An 18,088-nucleotide genomic window follows, 5' to 3' on the forward strand; every position below is an offset into this window, starting at 1 on the left:
GACAACGATGTTCAACACGAAGCTGATGCAGATAGCGGCAGCCACGACTCTTGCATTCGGATGTGTCGCGAGCGCGCTCGCTGCCGACACGATTGGCCTTTCGCAGGAGAGTCTCGATCATCCGTGGCTCGCGACCCAGCGCAAGCAGATCAACGACGCTGCCGCCGCGGCCGGCGTACGTGTGCTCGCCACCGACGGGCAGGGCAATGTCGCGGGCCAGATCGCAGGCATCGAAGACATGGAGTCGAAGGGGATCAAGCTTCTTCTGGTGCAGGCCGGGAAAGCAGAGGGTTTGCGTCAGGAGCTGGCGTCGCTAAAGGAGCGAGGCGTGCAGTACATGTTCGTCGGCAAGCCGATCGAGAACGCGGGCGCAATCACAATGGTATCGGGAGATAACCGCGCACTGGGTGTGGATGCCGGTCAGTACATCGTCGAAACGCTGACAAAAAAATACGGCAAGCCCAAAGGCAACATCGTATTGCTCGAAGGCATTCCAGGTGACGAGACATCCGTGAACCGGATAGGCGGCGTTACGTCGGTGACCGGGAAATCCGCGGACATCAAGGTAATCGCGAAACAACCGGCCGATTACCGCCGGCCGAAAGCCTACGCTGTGATGCAGAACATCCTGCAGGCGCATCCGGCCGGCACGGTCGACCTTGTATTCGCCGCGAACGGCGAGATGGCGCTCGGCGCGATCCAGGCGATCAAGGAGAGCGGCCGGTCGAGCGAGATCAAGGTGTTGGGCCTCGACGGGCAGAAGGAAGAGTTTGAAGCGATCCGGGCCGGTGACGAAGCTGCCACGTGGCTGTATCCGCCCGCTGGAACTGAAAGCATGGCAGTCGCGATAAAGATCCTGAAAGGGGAGAAGGTGCCGCCCAAGGTTGTGTTGCCAACTGTGCGGGTCACGAAGGAAAACATTGACTCGGTGAAGCCGGCCTTCTAACACGGCCGACGAAATTACTTCAGTCGCTGAAACGCGCAGATCTCTTCTGGCGTTCGGCAACTCGCATTTCAGATCCCGCGAACATCGGGATCTACGAACGTTAAAGGGGTAGCGGATGGATCGAACAAGATTTCGGTGGCGTATTTGCGCCTTGCTTTTTTTCGCAACGACGATCAATTACCTTGACCGGCAAGTCCTCGGCCTGTTGAAGCCCGAACTCGCGATGCGTTTCAACTGGACCGAAACCGAATATAGCTACATGGTGGTGGTGTTTACTGCCTGCTATGCGATCGGCTTGATCCTCTCCGGAAAACTGGTCGACAAGTACGGCGTGAAGCTAGGGTACGGGATATGCGTGCTTGTCTGGAGCATTGCCGCCTGCGGACATTCCCTCGTGCGCAACACGCTTGGCTTTTCCTTCATGCGTGCGTTGCTTGGCCTGGCGGAGTCGGGAAATTTTCCGGCAGCTGTCAAGGCGGTTTCCGAATGGTTTCCGAGAAGAGAACAGGCACTGGCGGTTGGCATCCTGACTTCCGGCACCAGCATCGGTGCGGTGGCCGCGCCAGCGCTGGTGCCTTGGCTCGCTGCGTCCTACGGGTGGCAAGCCGCATTTCTCGTCACGGGGTTGACAGGGTTCGTCTGGCTAGGCTTCTGGTATTTGATGTACTACGCGCCACAAAAGCACAAGGCGATCTCAGTGGAAGAGTTGAAATACATCAACGAGAATCGAGCCGGGGATGACGACAAGGGACCATCTGTGAACTGGATTTCGCTGTTGAAGATCCGGCCCACGTGGGCGTTTGTCATGGGCAAGCTGCTGACAGACCCGATATGGTGGTTCATGCTGTTCTGGCTCCCTTCGTATTTTTCTTCCCGATACCATCTTGATCTTAAGAATCTAGGGTTGCCGCTGGTGGTCGTTTATGTAGCGACCTCGATTGGCAGTATATCGGGCGGGTGGCTATCGTCGCGCCTGATCGCTCGCGGATGGGATGTCACTCGCGCACGTCAGATCACCATGCTTGGATTGGCGTTCCTCGTGGTACCCATAGCGTTTTCGCCCTGGATCGACAACATGTGGGCAATGGTTGGACTTCTCAGCCTTGCCGCCGCAGCACACCAGGGCTGGTCTGCGAATCTGTTCACGACCGCGTCGGACATGTTCCCGAAGAGGCTCGTGGGATCGATTGTCGGAATGGGAGGCATGGCTGGCGCAATTGGTGGAACTGTCTTTCCCTTGTTCGTCGGTGCGCTCCTTGATCACTTCAAGGCTCTCGGAAACGTCAATGCGGGCTACAACATATTGTTTGCTATATGTGGGTCGGCATACGTGATCGCATGGACTATCATGCGCCTGATTCGGTCTTCGAATCCGCGAACGGACCTTGGGTCCATGCCAGCCGATTCGGTGACTTGATTGCAGTCTGAGGTTAATGCCGGAGCCGTTCAAACATCGAATGGATTGGCGTCTTCATGTGCCAGCCTAACGCTACCGAGAAGAAAGAAATCTGGGGCGGCGTGCCATTCGACACGTCGCGCGAATGTCGAGTAGCGGGGGATTGGATGGCTGCGCTGACATCGCCAACCTCTCCACCGAAGGCGTGGTTCTCTTCTCCTCAGATGAGCACTGAGCGTGGGCAGGAATAGAACGGCTGCACAATCTGCGCGTAAATGCATTGAAGGTTCGTAGGTCGGCTGTAGCTGGTTTGCGAATGTCCGTTGTGCCCTCGGAAGCGGCCTTTGGCTCTACAGCAGAGCGAACGGCTGATGTGGGTCGAAGATCGACTACTCCGCAAAGTGCGCAATCGATCTCTCTTCTTTGAAGAGGAGATTGTCATGGAAACGCTACTTCTTCCGGCACTCGTCGTGTGCCATGGAACAAGGGGAGGTTGACCCGAGGTAGATGACGCGCTCGAGATGGCCGAGCAAACCGAAGTCTGATAGCCGTTGGCCGGTGAGCGGGTGCTTGCCGGCCAGTTGCCGCCGTTCGCCATCGACGTTACACGGTCATTCGAACGGCCATTCCCCATCACGCAGCGGACGTTCGGTCGGGCGAGCAAAATGCCTTCGCGGGTCACGCGTCACTGCGCAAGTCGTCGCTATGCCGCTTATGTATTGAAGACATTGGCGGCACCGCGCTTGAATGCAGCAGCGTCTTGCGGAAATGCTCTACCAGTGGTCTCAGGTTGACCCGATGCCACGCCGCCCATAGCGCCGTCCGATAACTGAGCCACGACAGTTCATGCAGCACCACGCCAGCGGGCGCATGGCGCCGCAGGCTTTGCTGGATCATCGTGACGCCGAGGCCCGCCGCGACGAGACCGAGTGCAGCCAGCGGCTCGGTGGCTTCCATCGCGATATCGGGTGTGAACCCGGCTTTCGCGCATGCTGCAATGAAATTATCGTGGCGCAGCGCGCCTTCTTCGTACATCACAGCAATCCACTTCTGCGCCGCCAGATCGTCCGGTGTGAAGCGCGACGCGTTCGCCAGCGGATGGTCCTCGGGAATCGCGAGCAGCATGGGATCGTCGAGCACTAGCGCTGATTCGAGGTCCGGGTCGTCGGACGATAGCGGCTCGCAAACGAGCGCGATATCGAGGCTGCGCTGACGCAAGCCGGTTAGCTGATCGGCCGACCGGTAGCTGTAAAGGGCGATGTGTACGTCGGGCTTCTGCGCGCGCAGTTGCCGCAGCGCGCGAGGCAACACGCCGGAGTGCATCGCGTTCTCCAGATAGCCGATGCACAGCCCCCCTTCGTCGCCGCGCCCAAGACGCCGCGCCAACGATTCCAGCCGTTTTGCGTGCGTGAGGAACGCCTGCGTTTCCGCGAGAAAGGTGCGCCCATCGGTAGTCAGCCGGATCCGCTGCTGCGAACGTTCGAATAGTGTAAGACCGAGATTTTCCTCGAGCTGGGCGATCTGGCGGCTCAACGGCGACTGCGAGATATGCAGCTTCTCGGCGGCGCGCCCGACGTGCTCCTCTTCGGCGACCGCGACGAAATAATGCAGTTGACGGATATCTAGCATATAAGACCTCATCGGACTCAAGTTTGTCAAATTATGTCTTAGACAGACTTAACTTGTCACCCTAGACTTTGCGCTACCGACTCAATCAAAGGAGCAAGTCATGAGCATCAAGGACAAACTGCCGGCCGGCACGCAGCTGGGTTTTGGCGCTGCGCCGCTGGGCAACATGTTTCGCAACATCCCCGAGGAAGAAGCGCTGGCAACCGTGAAGGCAGCGTGGGATCAAGGCGTGCGTTATTTCGACACGGCCCCGCTGTACGGCGCCGGCCTTTCGGAAATCCGGCTTGGCGATGCGCTTTCCGACCGCAGGCGCGACGACTACGTGCTGAGCACGAAAGTAGGCCGCGTGATTCTCGACGAAATCGAGGATGTCAGCGCGCGCGATCTCGGCGAGAAGGGGGATGTGTTCGCCTTTGGCCGTCCGAACAAGATCGTCAACGACTGTTCGGCCGACGCGACGCTGCGCTCGATCGAAGACAGCCTGACGCGCCTGAAGACGGATCGTCTGGACATCGTCTGGGTACACGACGTCGCGCAGGACTTCTACGGCGACGAGTGGCTCGCCATGTTCGAATCGGCACGCAAGGGCGCGTTCCGTGTGCTGAACCGTCTGCGCGACGAAGGCGTGATCAAGGCGTGGGGGCTGGGTGTCAACCGCGTCGAGCCGTGCGAACTGCTGCTCGATCTCTCGGAAGTGAAACCGGATGGCTTCCTGCTCGCAGGCCGCTATTCGCTGCTCGATCACGAGCGTGCATTGCAGCGGCTGCTGCCGGCCGCTGCCGCGAAAAACGTGGAGATTGTCGTCGGCGGTCCGTATAGCTCGGGCGTGCTCGCGGGCGGCGCACACTTCGAATACCAGAAGGCGTCGCCTGAGATTCTCGCGAAGGTCGAACGTATCAAGGCGATCGCCGCGCGTCACAACGTGAGCGTCAAGGCCGCCGCGCTGCAGTTCGTGCTGGCCAATCCGGTTGTCGCCGCAGTGATCCCCGGCGCGAGCAAGCCGGAGCGCATCGCGGAAGACCACGCTGCCGTCAAGGAAGCGATTCCCGCAGACTTCTGGCGCGAGTTGCGCGAGCAAGGTCTGGTCGCCGCCAATGCACCGCTGCCCGTCAAGGCTTAAGGAGACTGACATGGCCCAAGCCAATGCGTCGATCCGCATTCCCGTTTCGCCCGACAAGGTGTGGCAACTGATCGGCGGCTTCGACTCGCTGCCGGACTGGCTGCCCTACATTCCGTCGAGCGAATTGAGCGAAGGCGGACGTGTGCGGCGTCTTGCCACGCCGGCCGGGGATGTGATCGTCGAGCGTCTGGAAGCCTTCGACAACCGCGCGCGCAGCTATACCTATTCGATTCTCGAAGCGCCGTTTCCCGTCACGGGCTATCGCTCGACGCTGCAGGTGCGTGAGAGCGAAGAGGCGGGTGCATCGCTGGTCGACTGGAGCGGTGAGTTCACGCCGACCGGTGTGAGCGACGACGAAGCATCGAGGCTTTTCGAAGGTATCTATCGCGACGGTCTGCGCGCGCTGGCGGCATCGTTCGCCGACAAAGGCATCGCGTAACTTGCGTGGATTCGGGCCCGATGACGCACTATCAGGCATCCGGGCCCGTTATCACGCGGGACGCAGGGCACCCGACGGCATTACGCTTCGCCGCCATGTTTGGCGTTCAGCTCCTCGATCAGTTGTCGCGCGCCGGGCGAGAGCTGCGCGCCTTTTCGGGTGACGAGTTCATAAGGCTCGCTACGCGAAGCAAGATGCAGCGGAAGGATGCACGTCATCTCGTGACTGGCGAAAAACTGCGCGACGTCGATCGACACCAGCGCGACGAACGACGGATTGCTCTGCAGCAGCGCGAGCGTGGCGAATGCAGACGTCGTTTCGAGCAGATGCATGGGGAAGCGAAGATCGGCTTCGCGAAACTCGCGCTCCAGCAATAGCCGCATAGGCATGTTCGCGCGATACACCACCCAGCGGTATTCCGCGACGTCCTGAAGCCTGACCTTCTTCGCGCGCCGCAGCGGATGCTGCACATTGGCCACGACTGCGAGCGTTTCCTCCTGCAGCCGCGTGGTTTCGTAGTGCTGCGGCGTCTGACTGATCGTCGTCCGGCAGATCGCCAGATCCAGCCGGCCTTCGTCGATCTGGCTGAGCAATGTTGCGCTCGTGTCTTCGACGATTTCGACTGAGATTTCGGGGTTACGCGCGATCAGCGAAGTAATCGCATCGGTGAGCAGCGGCACGGCGCCCATGATCACACCGACCGCCACACGGCCGCCCTGGCCGCGCATGATCCCGACGATCTCTTCACGCATGTGCGACAGATCGGTGTGGATCAGGCGTGCGTAGCGAATCACGCAGCGTCCCGCTTCGTTGGGCTCGAGTCCCCGGTTCGTGCGATTGAACAGCGGTGTCCCGAATGTCGTTTCGATTTCCTGCAAGGCCTTGCTGGCGCCCGGCTGCGTGAGCGCGACCTGCTGCGCCGCCTTCAGCAACGACCCGTGATCCCCGAGGGCGATCAGGAGTCGCAGTTGCTTCAGATGCAGGCGGGAAATGATGGAGTTGAGCGGCGGTGTCATGAAGGTTGAGGGAAAGTTATATCTGTATCAAATCTTCTCAATTACTGAGAAATGGGCGCCTCCTTATACTGGCCCACACACGGCGTCTAAAAAGCGCCAGCATCAACGCGACGGCCCGGTTATGGGCCGTTGGAGTCCGGCGCCGAGGCGCCACAGCCACTATAACTTACGCTCATTCCCATGTCTCTCATCAACTACATCACGCAGATTCAGTTCGACTACGGTGCGATCCGTTTGCTTGGCAGCGAATGCGAGCGAGTAGGTATCAGGCGGCCGTTGATCGTCACGGACAGAGGTATCCGGGCAGCAGGCATCATCGATACCGTGCTAGACGCGCTCGCTGGCACGGCGCCCGTCCCGATCTATGACGGCACGCCGCCGAACCCCAACGAGGCTGCGGTGCGCGACGCGGTGGCGGCCTATCGCGCGGGCGACTGCGACGGCATCGTCGCCGTGGGCGGCGGTTCGGCGATCGATCTGGCCAAGGGTGTTGCCGTTTGCGCGACTCACGAAGGGCCGCTGCAACGATTCGCCGTGATCGAAGGCGGCGCGACGAACATCACCGCGAAAACCGCGCCCGTGATTGCCGTGCCCACGACAGCGGGCACCGGCAGCGAAGTGGGGCGTGGCGCCATTCTGATTCTCGACGACGGCCGCAAGGTCGGCGTGATCTCGCCGTTCGTGGTACCGCGCGCGGCGATCTGCGATCCGGATCTGACGCTGGGCTTGCCGCCCGCGTTGACGGCGGCGACCGGCATGGACGCGATCGCACATTGCATCGAGACCTTCCTCGCGAGCGCGTTCAATCCACCCGCCGACGGCATCGCGCTGGACGGACTGTGGCGCGCATGGCGTCACATCGAGCGCGCGACGCGTGAACCGGGTGACCGTGTGGCGCGACTGAACATGATGAGCGCATCGATGCAAGGCGCGCTCGCATTCCAGAAAGGCCTGGGCTGCGTGCATAGCTTGAGTCATTCGCTTGGCGGCATCAATCCGCGCCTGCATCACGGCACGCTCAACGCGATCTTTCTGCCCGCGGTGCTCGAATTCAATCAGCACGCGCCATCCGTGCGCGACGAGGACAAGCTCAAGCGCATGGCAACCGCTATGGGGCTTGGCAACGGTGCGGAGGTGGCGCCGTCAGTGCGGACCATGACGCAGCGGCTCGGCTTGCCGACCGGCCTCGCGCAACTGGGCGTCACGCCCGCGATGTTCCCCGACATCATCAGGGGCGCACTCAAGGACCACAGCCACAAGACCAATCCCCGCGAAGCGTCCGATGGCGATTACCGCGCCATGCTGGAAGCATCGCTCTGATGCATCGCATCTGACTGACTCAGTGCCGCGCAGACGGCACTCCAACAAATCAACCGGAGACACTCAACATGCAGGCGAGCAAAAAGCTGCGTCGTATCCAGCGCATTTCCATTTTCTTTTTGACGCTGGCGGGCTGCGTCAACTATCTCGACCGTAGCGCGCTATCGGTAGCCAACAGCACCATTAGCGGCGAAATGGGGCTTAGCGCGTCGCAAATGGGTCTGTTGCTTTCCGCGTTTTCGATGTCCTATGCATTCGCGCAGTTGCCGGTCGGCGTCCTGCTGGATCGTCTGGGCGCACGGCTGATGCTCGGCGCAGGCATGCTGCTCTGGTCGGTCGCGCAGCTGTGCACTGGCTTCGTACATGGCATCCAGCAGTTTTTCCTCGCACGGGTGTGCCTTGGCATCGGCGAAGCGCCGCAGTTTCCTGCCGGCGCGAAGGTGATCGGCGAATGGTTCGCGCTGCGTGATCGCGGCGCGCCAACGGGGATTTTCGTGGCCTCTTCGACGATCGGCCCCGCGATTGCGCCGCCGATCCTCACTGCGCTCATGTTGACCCTCAGCTGGCGCGAGATGTTCATCGTCACGGGTGTGTTCGGTATCCTGGTTGCGCTCGGCTGGTACGCGGTGTATCGCAACCGCAGCGAAGTGGAGCTGACAGCCGACGAGCAGGCCCATCTCGCCGAAGGTGCGCAGGAAGAACCCAACGCAGCACCGCTGAACGGCGCGCAGTGGCGCAATCTTTTCGCGCAACGCACGACGTGGGGCATGCTGTTCGGCTTCATGGGCGTCATCTACATGGTGTGGCTGTATCTGACCTGGCTGCCCGCGTATCTGGAGCACGAACGCGGCATGAGCATCGCGCGCGCGGGCTGGGTCGTGGTGATTCCGTACCTGGTCGGCACGCTCGGCATGGTGGGAAGCGGCTATATCGCCGACTGGCTCTACAGCAGAGGCATGGCGCCGATCACGAGCCGCAAGTGGCCGATCTGCGTGGGGCTCGTCGGCGCGGCGGCGGCCACCGTCCCGGCTGCATTGACGCCTTCCGCCTGGATGGCCATCGTGTACATCTCGGTGGCGATGTTCTTCCTCAACATGGCATCCGGCGGCGCATGGTCGCTCGTGAGTGTCGCCGCGCCCCGTCACGCCGTGGCGTCGCTCGGCGGCATCCAGAACTTCGGCGGCTTCCTGGCGGGATCGGCTGCGCCGATCGTCACCGGCCTTGTGGTGGACCGCACGCATTCGTTCGTGAACGCGCTGATCGTGAGCGCCGCCGTCGCGCTGCTTTCCGCCGTTGCTTACATGGTCATGGTGCGCAGGCCCGTGAGCGTCACGCAAGAGCACGAAGAGGGTGCCGCGCTCGCAACCGTGCAGCCGGCCGACTGAACGGCAGCGAGCGCTGCAGCCAGATCACGGCAGTTTCAAACCGATAGACAGTCAAGGTGCAGGGATCGAATGTCAGTCATTACGTGTGTTGAGGATTTGCGTCTGATGGCGAAGAAGCGCGTGCCGAAGGCGTTTTACGATTATGTCGATAGCGGCTCCTATTCGGAATCGACGTACCGCGAGAACAGCCGCGCGTTCGACGACCTGAAGCTGCAGCAGCGAGTGGCCGTGAATGTCGAAGGCCGGAGCACGGCCAGCACGATGATCGGTCAGCCAGTGACCATGCCCGTTGCCATCGCGCCAACCGGCCTCGCCGGCATGCAGTGGGCGAACGGCGAGATGCTCGGCGCGCTTGCCGCAAAGCGCTTCGGCGTGCCGTTCACCTTGTCGACGGTCAGCATCTGCTCGATCGAAGATGTCGCGCGTCATACCGCCGCACCGTTCTGGTTTCAACTCTACGTGATGCGCGACCGCGGCTTCAATGCGTCGCTGATCGAGCGCGCGAAGCTGGCTGGCTGTTCGGCGCTCGTCGTCACGCTGGATCTGCAGATCAACGGCCAGCGGCACAAGGACCTGAAGAACGGCATGACTGTTCCGCCGCGTCTCACGGCTTCCAACCTGCTCGATTTCGCGTCGAAGCCAGGCTGGATGATGCGTGCGCTGCGCGGCGCCAAAACCTTCGGCAATCTGGCGGGCTACGTCAAGGGCGGCGACGACGTCATCGCGATCAGCAAGTGGGTGGCGCAACAATTCGACCCGACGCTCGGCTGGGACGATCTCGTCGCCATCCGGCGCGGCTGGGATCGCAAGCTCGTGCTGAAGGGCATCCTGAGCGTCGAGGACGCGCGCATGGCCGCATCGATCGGCGCCGATGCCATCGTCGTGAGCAATCACGGCGGGCGGCAACTGGATGGCGCGCCGCCCACCATCGAAGCGTTGCCGGCGATCGTCGAGGCTGTCGGCGACAAGATCGAAATATGGGTGGATGGCGGCATTCGCAGCGGGCAGGACGTAATGAAGGCGCTCGCGCTGGGCGCGAAAGGCACCATGGTCGGACGTGCATTCATGTACGCACTCGGCGCAATGGGCGAGGCCGGCGTCACGCGAATGCTGCAGATACTGCAAAGCGAACTCGACGTCAGCATGGCCTTGTCGGGCGTGCGAACGATCGACGAAATCGGCCGGCACAATCTTTTTCAGCGTCGTCATGATCTGCTGTCGCGCGGCAGCCTGGGCGAGTCGCAGGATCGCGCTGAGACGGCAATCGTTTAAATCAAGGAGCAAGCGGGATGGATCTGAACATCAAAAGTCGGTGGGCGCTGGTGTGCGCGGCAAGCAAGGGTCTGGGAAAAGGTTGCGCACAAGCGCTGGTCGCGGAGGGTGTAAACGTCGTCATCACGGCACGCGGCAGTGACGCGCTCGAGGCGACCGCACACGCGCTGCGTATGCTCAATCCCGCGGTCACGGTCAAGACCGTGCCCGGTGACATCACGACGAGCGAAGGGCGCGCCGCTGCACTGGCGGCGGCGCCTCACATCGACATTCTCGTGAACAACGCGGGCGGCCCGCCGCCGGGCGATTTTCGCAACTGGTCGCGAGAGGACTGGATCGCCGCAGTCGATGCGAACATGCTGACGCCGATCGAGTTGATCAAGGCAACCGTGGACGGGATGGCCGAGCGGGGCTTCGGCCGCATCGTCAATATCACTTCGGGCGCGGTGAAGGCGCCGATCGACGTGCTGGGACTATCGAACGGTGCGCGTTCGGGGCTGACGGGTTTTATCGCGGGACTGGCGCGGCAAAAGCGTATTGCGCAGGCCAATGTGACCATCAACAATCTGCTGCCGGGGCTGTTCGAAACCGACCGTTTGCGTCAGTCGACGCGAGCAGCGGCCGATGCGCATGGTCAGAGCTACGACACGGCGCTGGAAGCGAAGCGCCAGATCGTTCCGGCTGGGCGCTTCGGAACGCCTGAGGAGTTCGGGGCGTTCTGCGCCTTCTTGTGCAGCGCGCAGGCCGGATATCTGACGGGTCAGAATGTGCTGCTGGACGGCGGCGCCTATCCGGGCACCTTCTGACGCACGGACTGCGGCTGACGTAGCGCGCATGCCCGACAACCGGGGCATGCGCGCTACGCGTGCTTATTTGATGACGAGAGGATTGACGGGAGCACCCGTGCCGCCAACGATCTTCAGCGGTGCAGCCGTATAGAGGAATTGCCATTGACCGTCGCGTTCGCAGTCGCCTGCGAGTTCGTCGAGCAGCACGACCTCGGTAAATACGACACCCAGGTTGCGCATCAGCGCGTTATGCAGCGGAATCATCACGCCCGACACGGGATCGACAGTGACTTCGTTGCCCATCGTATCCGTCACGAGACAAGGAATTTCCATCTCCCGAAACCACTCGACGAGTTCACGGCTGAACGTCAAGCCCGGCTCCATATAGTCCTGATAGAACTCATCCGCGTCGCGCTCGTAGAACGAGCCGATCCAGCCGGTGCGGATCAGCAGGATGTCCCGCGGCTCGATGGTCACGCCCTGCGCGCGCGCGGCATCGAGCAGATCCCGATGGTCGAATGTTTCGCCCTTGTCGAGCACGGGCTTGTTGCGGTGACGCGCCATATCGATCAGCACGGCGCGGCCGGCAATGCCGCGCTCGGCGATCGGCAGAATGCTGGCGCGCGCCAGGCCACCGACGGTGCTCATCGCGTCATAGCCGTTCCAGAGGGTGTCGTCGTACCAGACGTGGCCGAGTGCGTCGCATTGCGTCGATCCTTGAACATGCATGAAGATCACATCGTCGGCATATTCGACGTTACCGTCGAAATGTGCCTTGCCTGCCAGAAAATGGCCTTTATCGAGCACGTTCATGCGCATCGAAGGGCGCCGGCCGGGAAATAGCGGCTCGCCTTTAGCATGACCGATATCGACTTGCAGCGTGAATGTCTTGCCCTGTCGCACCGCGGCGATGCCGCGCAGAATCTCCGCCGATTGAAGATAGTTCAGCGCGCCGACTTCGTCGTCGGGTCCCCACTTGCCCCAGTTTCTGGGCAAGCCTTCGAGCAGTTGCTTGACGTCTGGATTGCCTTTGGGGTTCGGCACACACATGATTGTCTCCTTGGTTGTTGAAGCAAGCACGAAGTGGCTTGCCTTTGAGTTGTTGCCTGACGGATGCTTGCCTAGCGGATCGGCGAGAAGGAGGCGGCCAGCATGATGCGGGATTCCTGATCGATGAGCAGCGGCGTGGCCTTTGCGATGAACCTGTTCATCCAGTTCGGATCTTCGAGCAGCGCAGCACGGCGCCTAACGCGCTCGTCGAGGCTTTCCCATGCCCAGATGTGCACGACCTGATTCAATGTGCCGACTTCCGTGTACCACCAGCCGATCAGCTTCGCGTGACGCGAAATGATGGGCAAGCCTTCCGCTTCGAAGTTCTGAAGATATTCCTTCAGCTTTCCTGGTTGAACCGTATAGGTTCGCATTTCATAAAACATGAACGAGTACTTTCCAGATTAAGCAGAAAGTCAGTATAGAAATCATCCAATAGCCTTGAAATTGAGAGCTTCTTATAGCGCTATAAAGAGTTGTCATGTCCAAAGCGTTGACGCTTGCCAGCCGGTTTGAAATCATTCCGTGAAGGTGCTGCGAGGTCGAAATTGCGGCGACGCGAGCACAGTCGAGTGAATAACGACGCCCGGGACAGGGCGTCGACTTATCCCATCAAGGAAATGAAAATGAACATCGCAGGGAACTTGTTGATTGGCCAGAGCGTGCGACGCGGAACGAACGGCGTGTCGTATGCCATCGACGCGGCGAGCGGCGAACGATTGGAACCGGGCTTCGGTGGCGCGACGCTCGAAGACGTCGATGCAGCGTGTGCATTGGCATGGTCCGCTTTCGATATCTTCCGCGAAACCACGCTCGAAGCCCGCGCGGATTTTCTGGAGACGATCGCGGCCAACATCCTCGCGGCAGGCGATGCGTTGATCGAGCGCTGCGCCGCGGAGTCGGGCTTGCCGCGCGCGCGAATCGAAGGTGAACGCGCGCGAACGGTGGGCCAGTTGCGGATGTTCGCGGGTGTCGTGCGAGCAGGCGACTTTCTCGAAGCGCGCATCGATCCGGCTCAGCCCGAGCGCAAACCGGCACCGCGCGTCGATCTGCGTTTGCGGCACATCGGGCTCGGCCCCATCGCGGTGTTCGGTGCCAGCAATTTTCCGCTGGCGTTCTCGGTGGCAGGGGGCGACACCGCTTCCGCACTGGCCGCTGGGTGCCCGGTGATCGTCAAGGCCCATGCCGCGCATCCCGGCACGTCGGAACTGGTCGGCATGGCCGTGCAGAAGGCGGTGAAGGACTGCGAAATGCCAGAGGGGACCTTCTCGCTGCTGTTCGGAAGCGGCCGTGAAATCGGCCAGGGGCTGGTTCGCGATCCCCGCATCAAGGCGGTCGGATTCACCGGCTCGCGCCATGCGGGAACGGAGTTGATGGCAGTCGCCGCCGCGCGTCCCGAGCCGGTGCCGGTCTATGCGGAAATGAGCAGCATCAATCCGGTGTTGCTGTTTCCGCATGCGCTTGAGCAGCGCGGCGAAGCGATCGCTCAGGCCTTCGTGCAATCGTTGACGCTCGGTGCCGGGCAGTTCTGCACGAACCCGGGTTTGATTCTCGCGGTGGAAGGTCCCGCACTCGATCGCTTCGTGGCTGCGGCTTCGGAGGCGCTGAGACGGGCGCCGGCCGCAACGATGCTCACGCCCGGCATTCATCGGGCGTTTGAAACGGCGGTGTCGAAGTTCGCCGAACATCCGCAGGTGCAGACGGTGGCGCGCGCGCAGCCTGCGACCGGCGCGAACAAGGGACAAGGCGCGCTCTTTGTGACAAGCGCCGCCGCGTTTCGTGAGCAAACGGAATTACAGGAAGAGATTTTTGGCGCGGCGTCATTGATCGTGCGTTGCCCAGATCTGCACACGATGCGTGAACTGATCGAGTCTCTGGAAGGACAGCTGACGGCGGCGTTGCAGATCGATGAAGCCGATTACGCAGCGGCGCGTTCGTTCCTTCCGTCACTGGAGCGACGCGTGGGCCGCGTGCTCGTCAATGGCTTTGGTACGGGCGTCGAAGTCGCGCATGCGATGGTCCACGGCGGTCCTTATCCGTCCACCGCCGACGGTCGTTCGACTTCGGTCGGCAGCCTCGCGATCCGCCGCTTTTTGCGGCCGGTTAGCTATCAGGACATGCCGGAGGCGCTGCTGCCCGAGTCGTTGAAAACGGGCAACCCCTGGCGAATCAATCGTCTCGTCGACGGGAAGATCGCATTGGCGCAGCGCGCTTGATCGTCGTTGCCCAGGTCGGCGCGATTACACCGCCGCCTTTGCGGCGGCGAGGTCATGAGAAGGGCAAGACGTACTGGTTTAAAGGAACACGCTCGACGGTCGTTCGGTCGGGGTAAGCGACTGCCTGATCGATGCCAGCCTGGGCGAACTGTTCTGATCTAACCGCAAGGACAACGACAATGCATCAAGCCAATCAGCAATGCTTGATTCATATAGTCCGCCGAGCCCGCGAAGGCCAGGCAGTGCCTAGGAGGTGACATCATGTCCAGCCGGAGACGATGGTTCCTGCCGGTGGCCATCACGGTCAACCTCACAGTGGCGGAGCTTCTGGTCGGCACCGGCGGACGGAAGAGTGTGCAACCGTGCTCCCGACAAGAGTCGGAATAACTGCCAGCGAAGGCCGGGACGTAGAGAAATCACATTGCTTCACCGCGCAAAGGGACTGACCAGCGAAAATTTAAGTGTCCACCTACCAAGGCGACATGAATTGGTTGAATATGGAGCGGATGGGGGCGAAATTGGCTGGCTTGCCGCCCCCCAATATCTCGGCTCTTGAATCGTAGTGTAATTCTCCCCGACACGACCCCAACGAACAAGGCGCCGTCAGCCCCCGCAGCCACCAGCCTGGACGCATGACAGATATCGATTTTGTGCGTCCGCCTTGCAAAGTTCTGCTCGTCTGTCGGCGTAATTTCCACACGCACCGATGTCCCGATTGTAATTGTCGATGCAATTGGTCTTTACATCGTTGCAATTCGGGGCGGCAAGGCACCCGAATGAGAGGCCCGCTAAAACGCCCATCAAAATGCTCTTCATGGTTGCTCTCCTTGCGGCAAGGCTCGATCAAAGCGAACCGATCCAGATCTGCACGATCATATTCCGGTGACGTACACCACCAGGTCCGATGTCGTGCCGCCAACAATGCCCGATTGACCGATGGACTCCGACGCACGCATCGGCGGACACGTACGGAGTTCTAGCATGGACATTGACACCGTCGAGTGGCCACATTCGGGTGTCACGGTCTACGTGTCGATTGTGCCCATGGTGCAACCGTTCAGTCCTCCGTCAGATGTCGTGCGGGCGCGGACCCGCTCGACGCCGTGCGCCTCGCGTCCCTCAGGGCGCGGGCACGACGCGGTAGTAGACACCGTTCGCGCCATACGAAGGTTTGAACCACGAATTGCCGCACAGGTAGTAGGTGCCGCCCAGCCCGGAGGGCGTGATGCAACGGGCGGGCAGCGTCGCGTAGATTGCGCCCATCGCGAAGTACCCGCTGACAGGGGCGGGCAGGGGCGCTGCGGCTGTCGCGCCGGCCACGTAGCCGGCGTTGTAGGTGTTCACCGTATTCGCGGCCGCATAGCCGCTGTTGTACGCGTTCGAGGCGACCGCCGCCGTGTTCGCGGAGGCGATCGCAGCGCCGGCCGCGACGCCGACGGCCGCGCCCGCGGCAGCCGCTCCCGCCGTCGACCAGCCGCCGCAGTTGTAGCAGCCGGACCCATACACGTTCACCGTGGTCGGCGGGTGGTATGCGGCGTAGCTCGCGCCGCCGTAGTAAGTGCTGTGATATGCGGTCGCGCCCGATGCGTTCGTGTAGGTCGTGTAGCCCGATCCCTCGACATGCGTCGCGGAACCGCCATAGGCGTTGGTCGCTGTGGTGCCCTGGCCGTAAGTGTGGGTCGCGCTCGCTCCGTACCGATTCGAGTAGGTGGTCTGCCCGGAGCCCGCGACATGCGTGGCCGTGCCACCATACGCGCCGGTGGCCGTGGTGCCCTGACCGTAGGTGTGGGTCGCGCTTGCGCCGTACCTGTTGCTGTAGGTGGTCTGGTTGGAGCCTGCGGCGTGCGTGGCCGTATCGCCGTAGCGGTTGGTCATGGTGGTGCCCTGCCCGGGCGTGTGCGTTTCGCTGCCACCCCAGACATTGCTGCGCGTCATCGAGTCGGAGCCGGACGGGCGCGACCAGCCGCCGGTGTGTCCCCAACCGCCCGCGCCTCCCCAGGCACCCGCATGTCCCCAGGCGCCGGCGGGGCCCGACGCGAAAGCGGGAATCACGCACGCGGCCACGTAGATCACGATTGTCTTCACGATGCGCCTCCTCATTGAGGATTGGCGGGTCTGGCCTTCGGCGGCGGCTTCATACCAGGCGCGTTGACGGCGTCGGGGCGCTCGAACGCGATGTGCGCCGCGCCGGACGCGTCGGACGACACGAACACGTCAGCGGCAAACGGCGGGTCCAGCACCCAGTTCGTGAGCGCCACCACGTGGCGCAGCCGCGCGGGATCGTTCAGATAGACTGCATCGATCCGGTGCGGCAGCTTGTCCTCCGTGCCGATCCAGGCCTGCACGAACACGTCACCCGTCACGTACGCGACCATGTCCGTCGTCGTGTTGTCGACGACGCTTGACTGGCCAATATAGAAGGCGATCTTCAGGCTGTCGGCGATGTCCTTGTACGGATCCGCGACGATCACGTCGGTGAACGGGAAATAGATCGCACCGATGTCGTAGGCTTTCTTGAGCGCGTCGTCGATCGTCGGCGGCGCGTCGGACACGGCCACAAGGTTCTCGGCCGGCGAGAAGGCCGTCATCGTCTTGCCGTCGTAGTAGAACTCCGAGCGCGGACCGTCGCTGAGCGTGATCACGCGTAGCTTGTCGGGCCGCTGCATGATGACTTCCGACTTGGTCGAGTAGATGAGGGGCGGGCCGAGTCGGCTCGGGCTTTCGTACGAGACGATGGCCATGAACGCCATCGACTTCGCGGCCGCGAGGCGCTCGCACGCGGCCTTGATGACGTCGAGCGCATGCTGGTCGAGCCCCGGCTGAAAGTCGGGCGCGGCGGCCTTGCGGGCATGTTTCGCCGCAACTTTCGAGGTCGCGTTCGCTTGTTGCTGCGCGTCGCCGCTCGAGGCCAGGCATACGCCCAGAGCGACGACCGCTGCGCACAAGGCCTGATTCCATAAAGTCATCGCAGCCTCCGTGATCAGCCAGCGTGACGGCACGCCCAGCGGCGATCAGGGGATCATCCCGCATTCGAACATCTTGTTGGCTATCGGCGCGGCCACGCGGTCGATGAACGCGGCGCGCATCTGCGGGTCGTTGTGCATCGCCTGGATCGCCATGTCCTCGCCCTGCGGCTTCGGCTTGCCTTTCTTCTCGGCGCGCTCCTGCCACAATTGCTCGCAACTCGAGTTCTGGTACTTCTGCACGATCCGGTTCGCGACGGCGTCGAGGATCGGGTATTGCTGGGCCGCAGCGACGTTCACGAAAAGCAGCGCGGGCGCCATTGCAAACCACAGACTGTGCTTCTTCATGATTTGCCCTCAGAGGTGGGGGAAGATAAGGGCGGCGAGACGCCTCCGGGCGTTCGCGCTTCCCGGACCGTGGCGTGAGGGTGGATTCCGTGGGACGACATGGCCGGGCGATGCGCGGCGGGCCGCATTCGCCTGTTCATCGACAGAGTAGGAGACCGCGGGCGATGCCGATAGTAGACCTTGGTTCTATATATGCGCGC

The 18,088-nt window shown here is 61.9% G+C and carries 16 protein-coding genes; 9 read left to right on the top strand and 7 right to left on the bottom strand.

Annotation, left to right across the window (positions count from 1 at the left end):
- Positions 1-7: 7 nt before the first annotated feature.
- Both BLT65_RS37245 and BLT65_RS37250 read left to right on the top strand, forming a co-directional pair.
- Positions 8-946, top strand: a complete 939-nt coding sequence (locus BLT65_RS37245; protein ID WP_052426772.1) for a substrate-binding domain-containing protein — start codon at positions 8-10, stop codon at positions 944-946.
- A gap of 115 nt (positions 947-1,061) precedes the next feature.
- Entirely contained in the window at positions 1,062-2,363 is a 1,302-nt protein-coding gene (locus tag BLT65_RS37250) for an MFS transporter (protein ID WP_091787850.1), read from the top strand.
- 657 nt (positions 2,364-3,020) lie between these two features.
- Here BLT65_RS37250 and BLT65_RS37255 read toward each other — a convergent pair.
- Complete coding sequence (locus tag BLT65_RS37255; RefSeq protein WP_091787853.1) at positions 3,021-3,971, bottom strand: LysR family transcriptional regulator; 951 nt, start codon at positions 3,969-3,971, stop codon at positions 3,021-3,023.
- A 100-nt stretch (positions 3,972-4,071) separates the two neighbouring features.
- Here BLT65_RS37255 and BLT65_RS37260 point away from each other — a divergent pair, with 100 nt between their 5' ends.
- Positions 4,072-5,091 carry an aldo/keto reductase gene (locus BLT65_RS37260; protein ID WP_091787856.1) on the top strand — a complete coding sequence of 340 codons (1,020 nt, stop codon included), beginning with the start codon at positions 4,072-4,074 and terminating at the stop codon, positions 5,089-5,091.
- A 10-nt stretch (positions 5,092-5,101) separates the two neighbouring features.
- Entirely contained in the window at positions 5,102-5,530 is a 429-nt protein-coding gene (locus BLT65_RS37265; protein ID WP_042304686.1) for an SRPBCC family protein, read from the top strand.
- Between the two features lie 80 nt (positions 5,531-5,610).
- Here BLT65_RS37265 and BLT65_RS37270 read toward each other — a convergent pair whose 3' ends face one another.
- Positions 5,611-6,546, bottom strand: a complete 936-nt coding sequence (locus BLT65_RS37270; RefSeq protein WP_091787859.1) for a LysR family transcriptional regulator — start codon at positions 6,544-6,546, stop codon at positions 5,611-5,613.
- A 180-nt stretch (positions 6,547-6,726) separates the two neighbouring features.
- Between BLT65_RS37270 and BLT65_RS37275 the strand changes: the two genes are divergently transcribed.
- From BLT65_RS37275 to BLT65_RS37290, 4 genes are all read left to right on the top strand, one after another.
- On the top strand, positions 6,727-7,866 hold the full coding sequence (locus BLT65_RS37275; protein WP_091787864.1) for an iron-containing alcohol dehydrogenase: 1,140 nt from the start codon (positions 6,727-6,729) through the stop codon (positions 7,864-7,866).
- 68 nt (positions 7,867-7,934) lie between these two features.
- Complete coding sequence (locus BLT65_RS37280) at positions 7,935-9,251, top strand: MFS transporter (RefSeq protein ID WP_091787867.1); 1,317 nt, start codon at positions 7,935-7,937, stop codon at positions 9,249-9,251.
- A 69-nt stretch (positions 9,252-9,320) separates the two neighbouring features.
- Positions 9,321-10,523, top strand: a complete 1,203-nt coding sequence (locus BLT65_RS37285) for an alpha-hydroxy acid oxidase (protein WP_091787870.1) — start codon at positions 9,321-9,323, stop codon at positions 10,521-10,523.
- 17 nt (positions 10,524-10,540) lie between these two features.
- Positions 10,541-11,329, top strand: coding sequence for an SDR family oxidoreductase (locus BLT65_RS37290; protein ID WP_091787873.1), 789 nt, complete (start codon positions 10,541-10,543; stop codon positions 11,327-11,329).
- Positions 11,330-11,392: 63 nt separating this feature from the next.
- Here the strand turns inward: BLT65_RS37290 and BLT65_RS37295 are convergent, their stop codons facing one another.
- Complete coding sequence (locus tag BLT65_RS37295) at positions 11,393-12,361, bottom strand: cyclase family protein (protein ID WP_007740930.1); 969 nt, start codon at positions 12,359-12,361, stop codon at positions 11,393-11,395.
- A gap of 71 nt (positions 12,362-12,432) precedes the next feature.
- The gene (locus tag BLT65_RS37300; protein WP_091787876.1) at positions 12,433-12,747 is read right to left on the bottom strand and encodes an NIPSNAP family protein; all 315 of its coding nucleotides are present in this window, start codon (positions 12,745-12,747) and stop codon (positions 12,433-12,435) included.
- A gap of 240 nt (positions 12,748-12,987) precedes the next feature.
- Here BLT65_RS37300 and BLT65_RS37305 point away from each other — a divergent pair, with 240 nt between their 5' ends.
- On the top strand, positions 12,988-14,577 hold the full coding sequence (locus tag BLT65_RS37305) for an aldehyde dehydrogenase (NADP(+)) (RefSeq protein WP_091787879.1): 1,590 nt from the start codon (positions 12,988-12,990) through the stop codon (positions 14,575-14,577).
- A 1,119-nt stretch (positions 14,578-15,696) separates the two neighbouring features.
- Here BLT65_RS37305 and BLT65_RS37310 read toward each other — a convergent pair.
- The 3 genes from BLT65_RS37310 to BLT65_RS37320 are packed head-to-tail and all read right to left on the bottom strand — an operon-like array spanning position 15,697 to position 17,888.
- Positions 15,697-16,662 (bottom strand): hypothetical protein, encoded by a 966-nt coding sequence (locus BLT65_RS37310; protein ID WP_091787919.1) that lies wholly within the window; start codon positions 16,660-16,662, stop codon positions 15,697-15,699.
- 11 nt (positions 16,663-16,673) lie between these two features.
- On the bottom strand, positions 16,674-17,543 hold the full coding sequence (locus BLT65_RS37315) for a DUF2092 domain-containing protein (protein ID WP_091787922.1): 870 nt from the start codon (positions 17,541-17,543) through the stop codon (positions 16,674-16,676).
- Between the two features lie 45 nt (positions 17,544-17,588).
- On the bottom strand, positions 17,589-17,888 hold the full coding sequence (locus BLT65_RS37320) for a hypothetical protein (protein ID WP_091787882.1): 300 nt from the start codon (positions 17,886-17,888) through the stop codon (positions 17,589-17,591).
- Positions 17,889-18,088 lie beyond the last annotated feature (200 nt).

Source organism: Paraburkholderia steynii, from assembly GCF_900100565.1.
GTDB classification, from domain to species: Bacteria; Pseudomonadota; Gammaproteobacteria; order Burkholderiales; family Burkholderiaceae; genus Paraburkholderia; species Paraburkholderia terrae.

Coding starts and splice junctions, on each gene's coding strand:
- BLT65_RS37245 (WP_052426772.1), top strand. CDS start 8: ATGTTCAACACGAAGCTGATGCAGATAGCGGCAGCCACGACTCTTGCA.
- BLT65_RS37250 (WP_091787850.1), top strand. CDS start 1,062: ATGGATCGAACAAGATTTCGGTGGCGTATTTGCGCCTTGCTTTTTTTC.
- BLT65_RS37255 (WP_091787853.1), bottom strand. CDS start 3,971: ATGCTAGATATCCGTCAACTGCATTATTTCGTCGCGGTCGCCGAAGAG.
- BLT65_RS37260 (WP_091787856.1), top strand. CDS start 4,072: ATGAGCATCAAGGACAAACTGCCGGCCGGCACGCAGCTGGGTTTTGGC.
- BLT65_RS37265 (WP_042304686.1), top strand. CDS start 5,102: ATGGCCCAAGCCAATGCGTCGATCCGCATTCCCGTTTCGCCCGACAAG.
- BLT65_RS37270 (WP_091787859.1), bottom strand. CDS start 6,546: ATGACACCGCCGCTCAACTCCATCATTTCCCGCCTGCATCTGAAGCAA.
- BLT65_RS37275 (WP_091787864.1), top strand. CDS start 6,727: ATGTCTCTCATCAACTACATCACGCAGATTCAGTTCGACTACGGTGCG.
- BLT65_RS37280 (WP_091787867.1), top strand. CDS start 7,935: ATGCAGGCGAGCAAAAAGCTGCGTCGTATCCAGCGCATTTCCATTTTC.
- BLT65_RS37285 (WP_091787870.1), top strand. CDS start 9,321: ATGTCAGTCATTACGTGTGTTGAGGATTTGCGTCTGATGGCGAAGAAG.
- BLT65_RS37290 (WP_091787873.1), top strand. CDS start 10,541: ATGGATCTGAACATCAAAAGTCGGTGGGCGCTGGTGTGCGCGGCAAGC.
- BLT65_RS37295 (WP_007740930.1), bottom strand. CDS start 12,361: ATGTGTGTGCCGAACCCCAAAGGCAATCCAGACGTCAAGCAACTGCTC.
- BLT65_RS37300 (WP_091787876.1), bottom strand. CDS start 12,747: ATGTTTTATGAAATGCGAACCTATACGGTTCAACCAGGAAAGCTGAAG.
- BLT65_RS37305 (WP_091787879.1), top strand. CDS start 12,988: ATGAACATCGCAGGGAACTTGTTGATTGGCCAGAGCGTGCGACGCGGA.
- BLT65_RS37315 (WP_091787922.1), bottom strand. CDS start 17,543: ATGACTTTATGGAATCAGGCCTTGTGCGCAGCGGTCGTCGCTCTGGGC.
- BLT65_RS37320 (WP_091787882.1), bottom strand. CDS start 17,888: ATGAAGAAGCACAGTCTGTGGTTTGCAATGGCGCCCGCGCTGCTTTTC.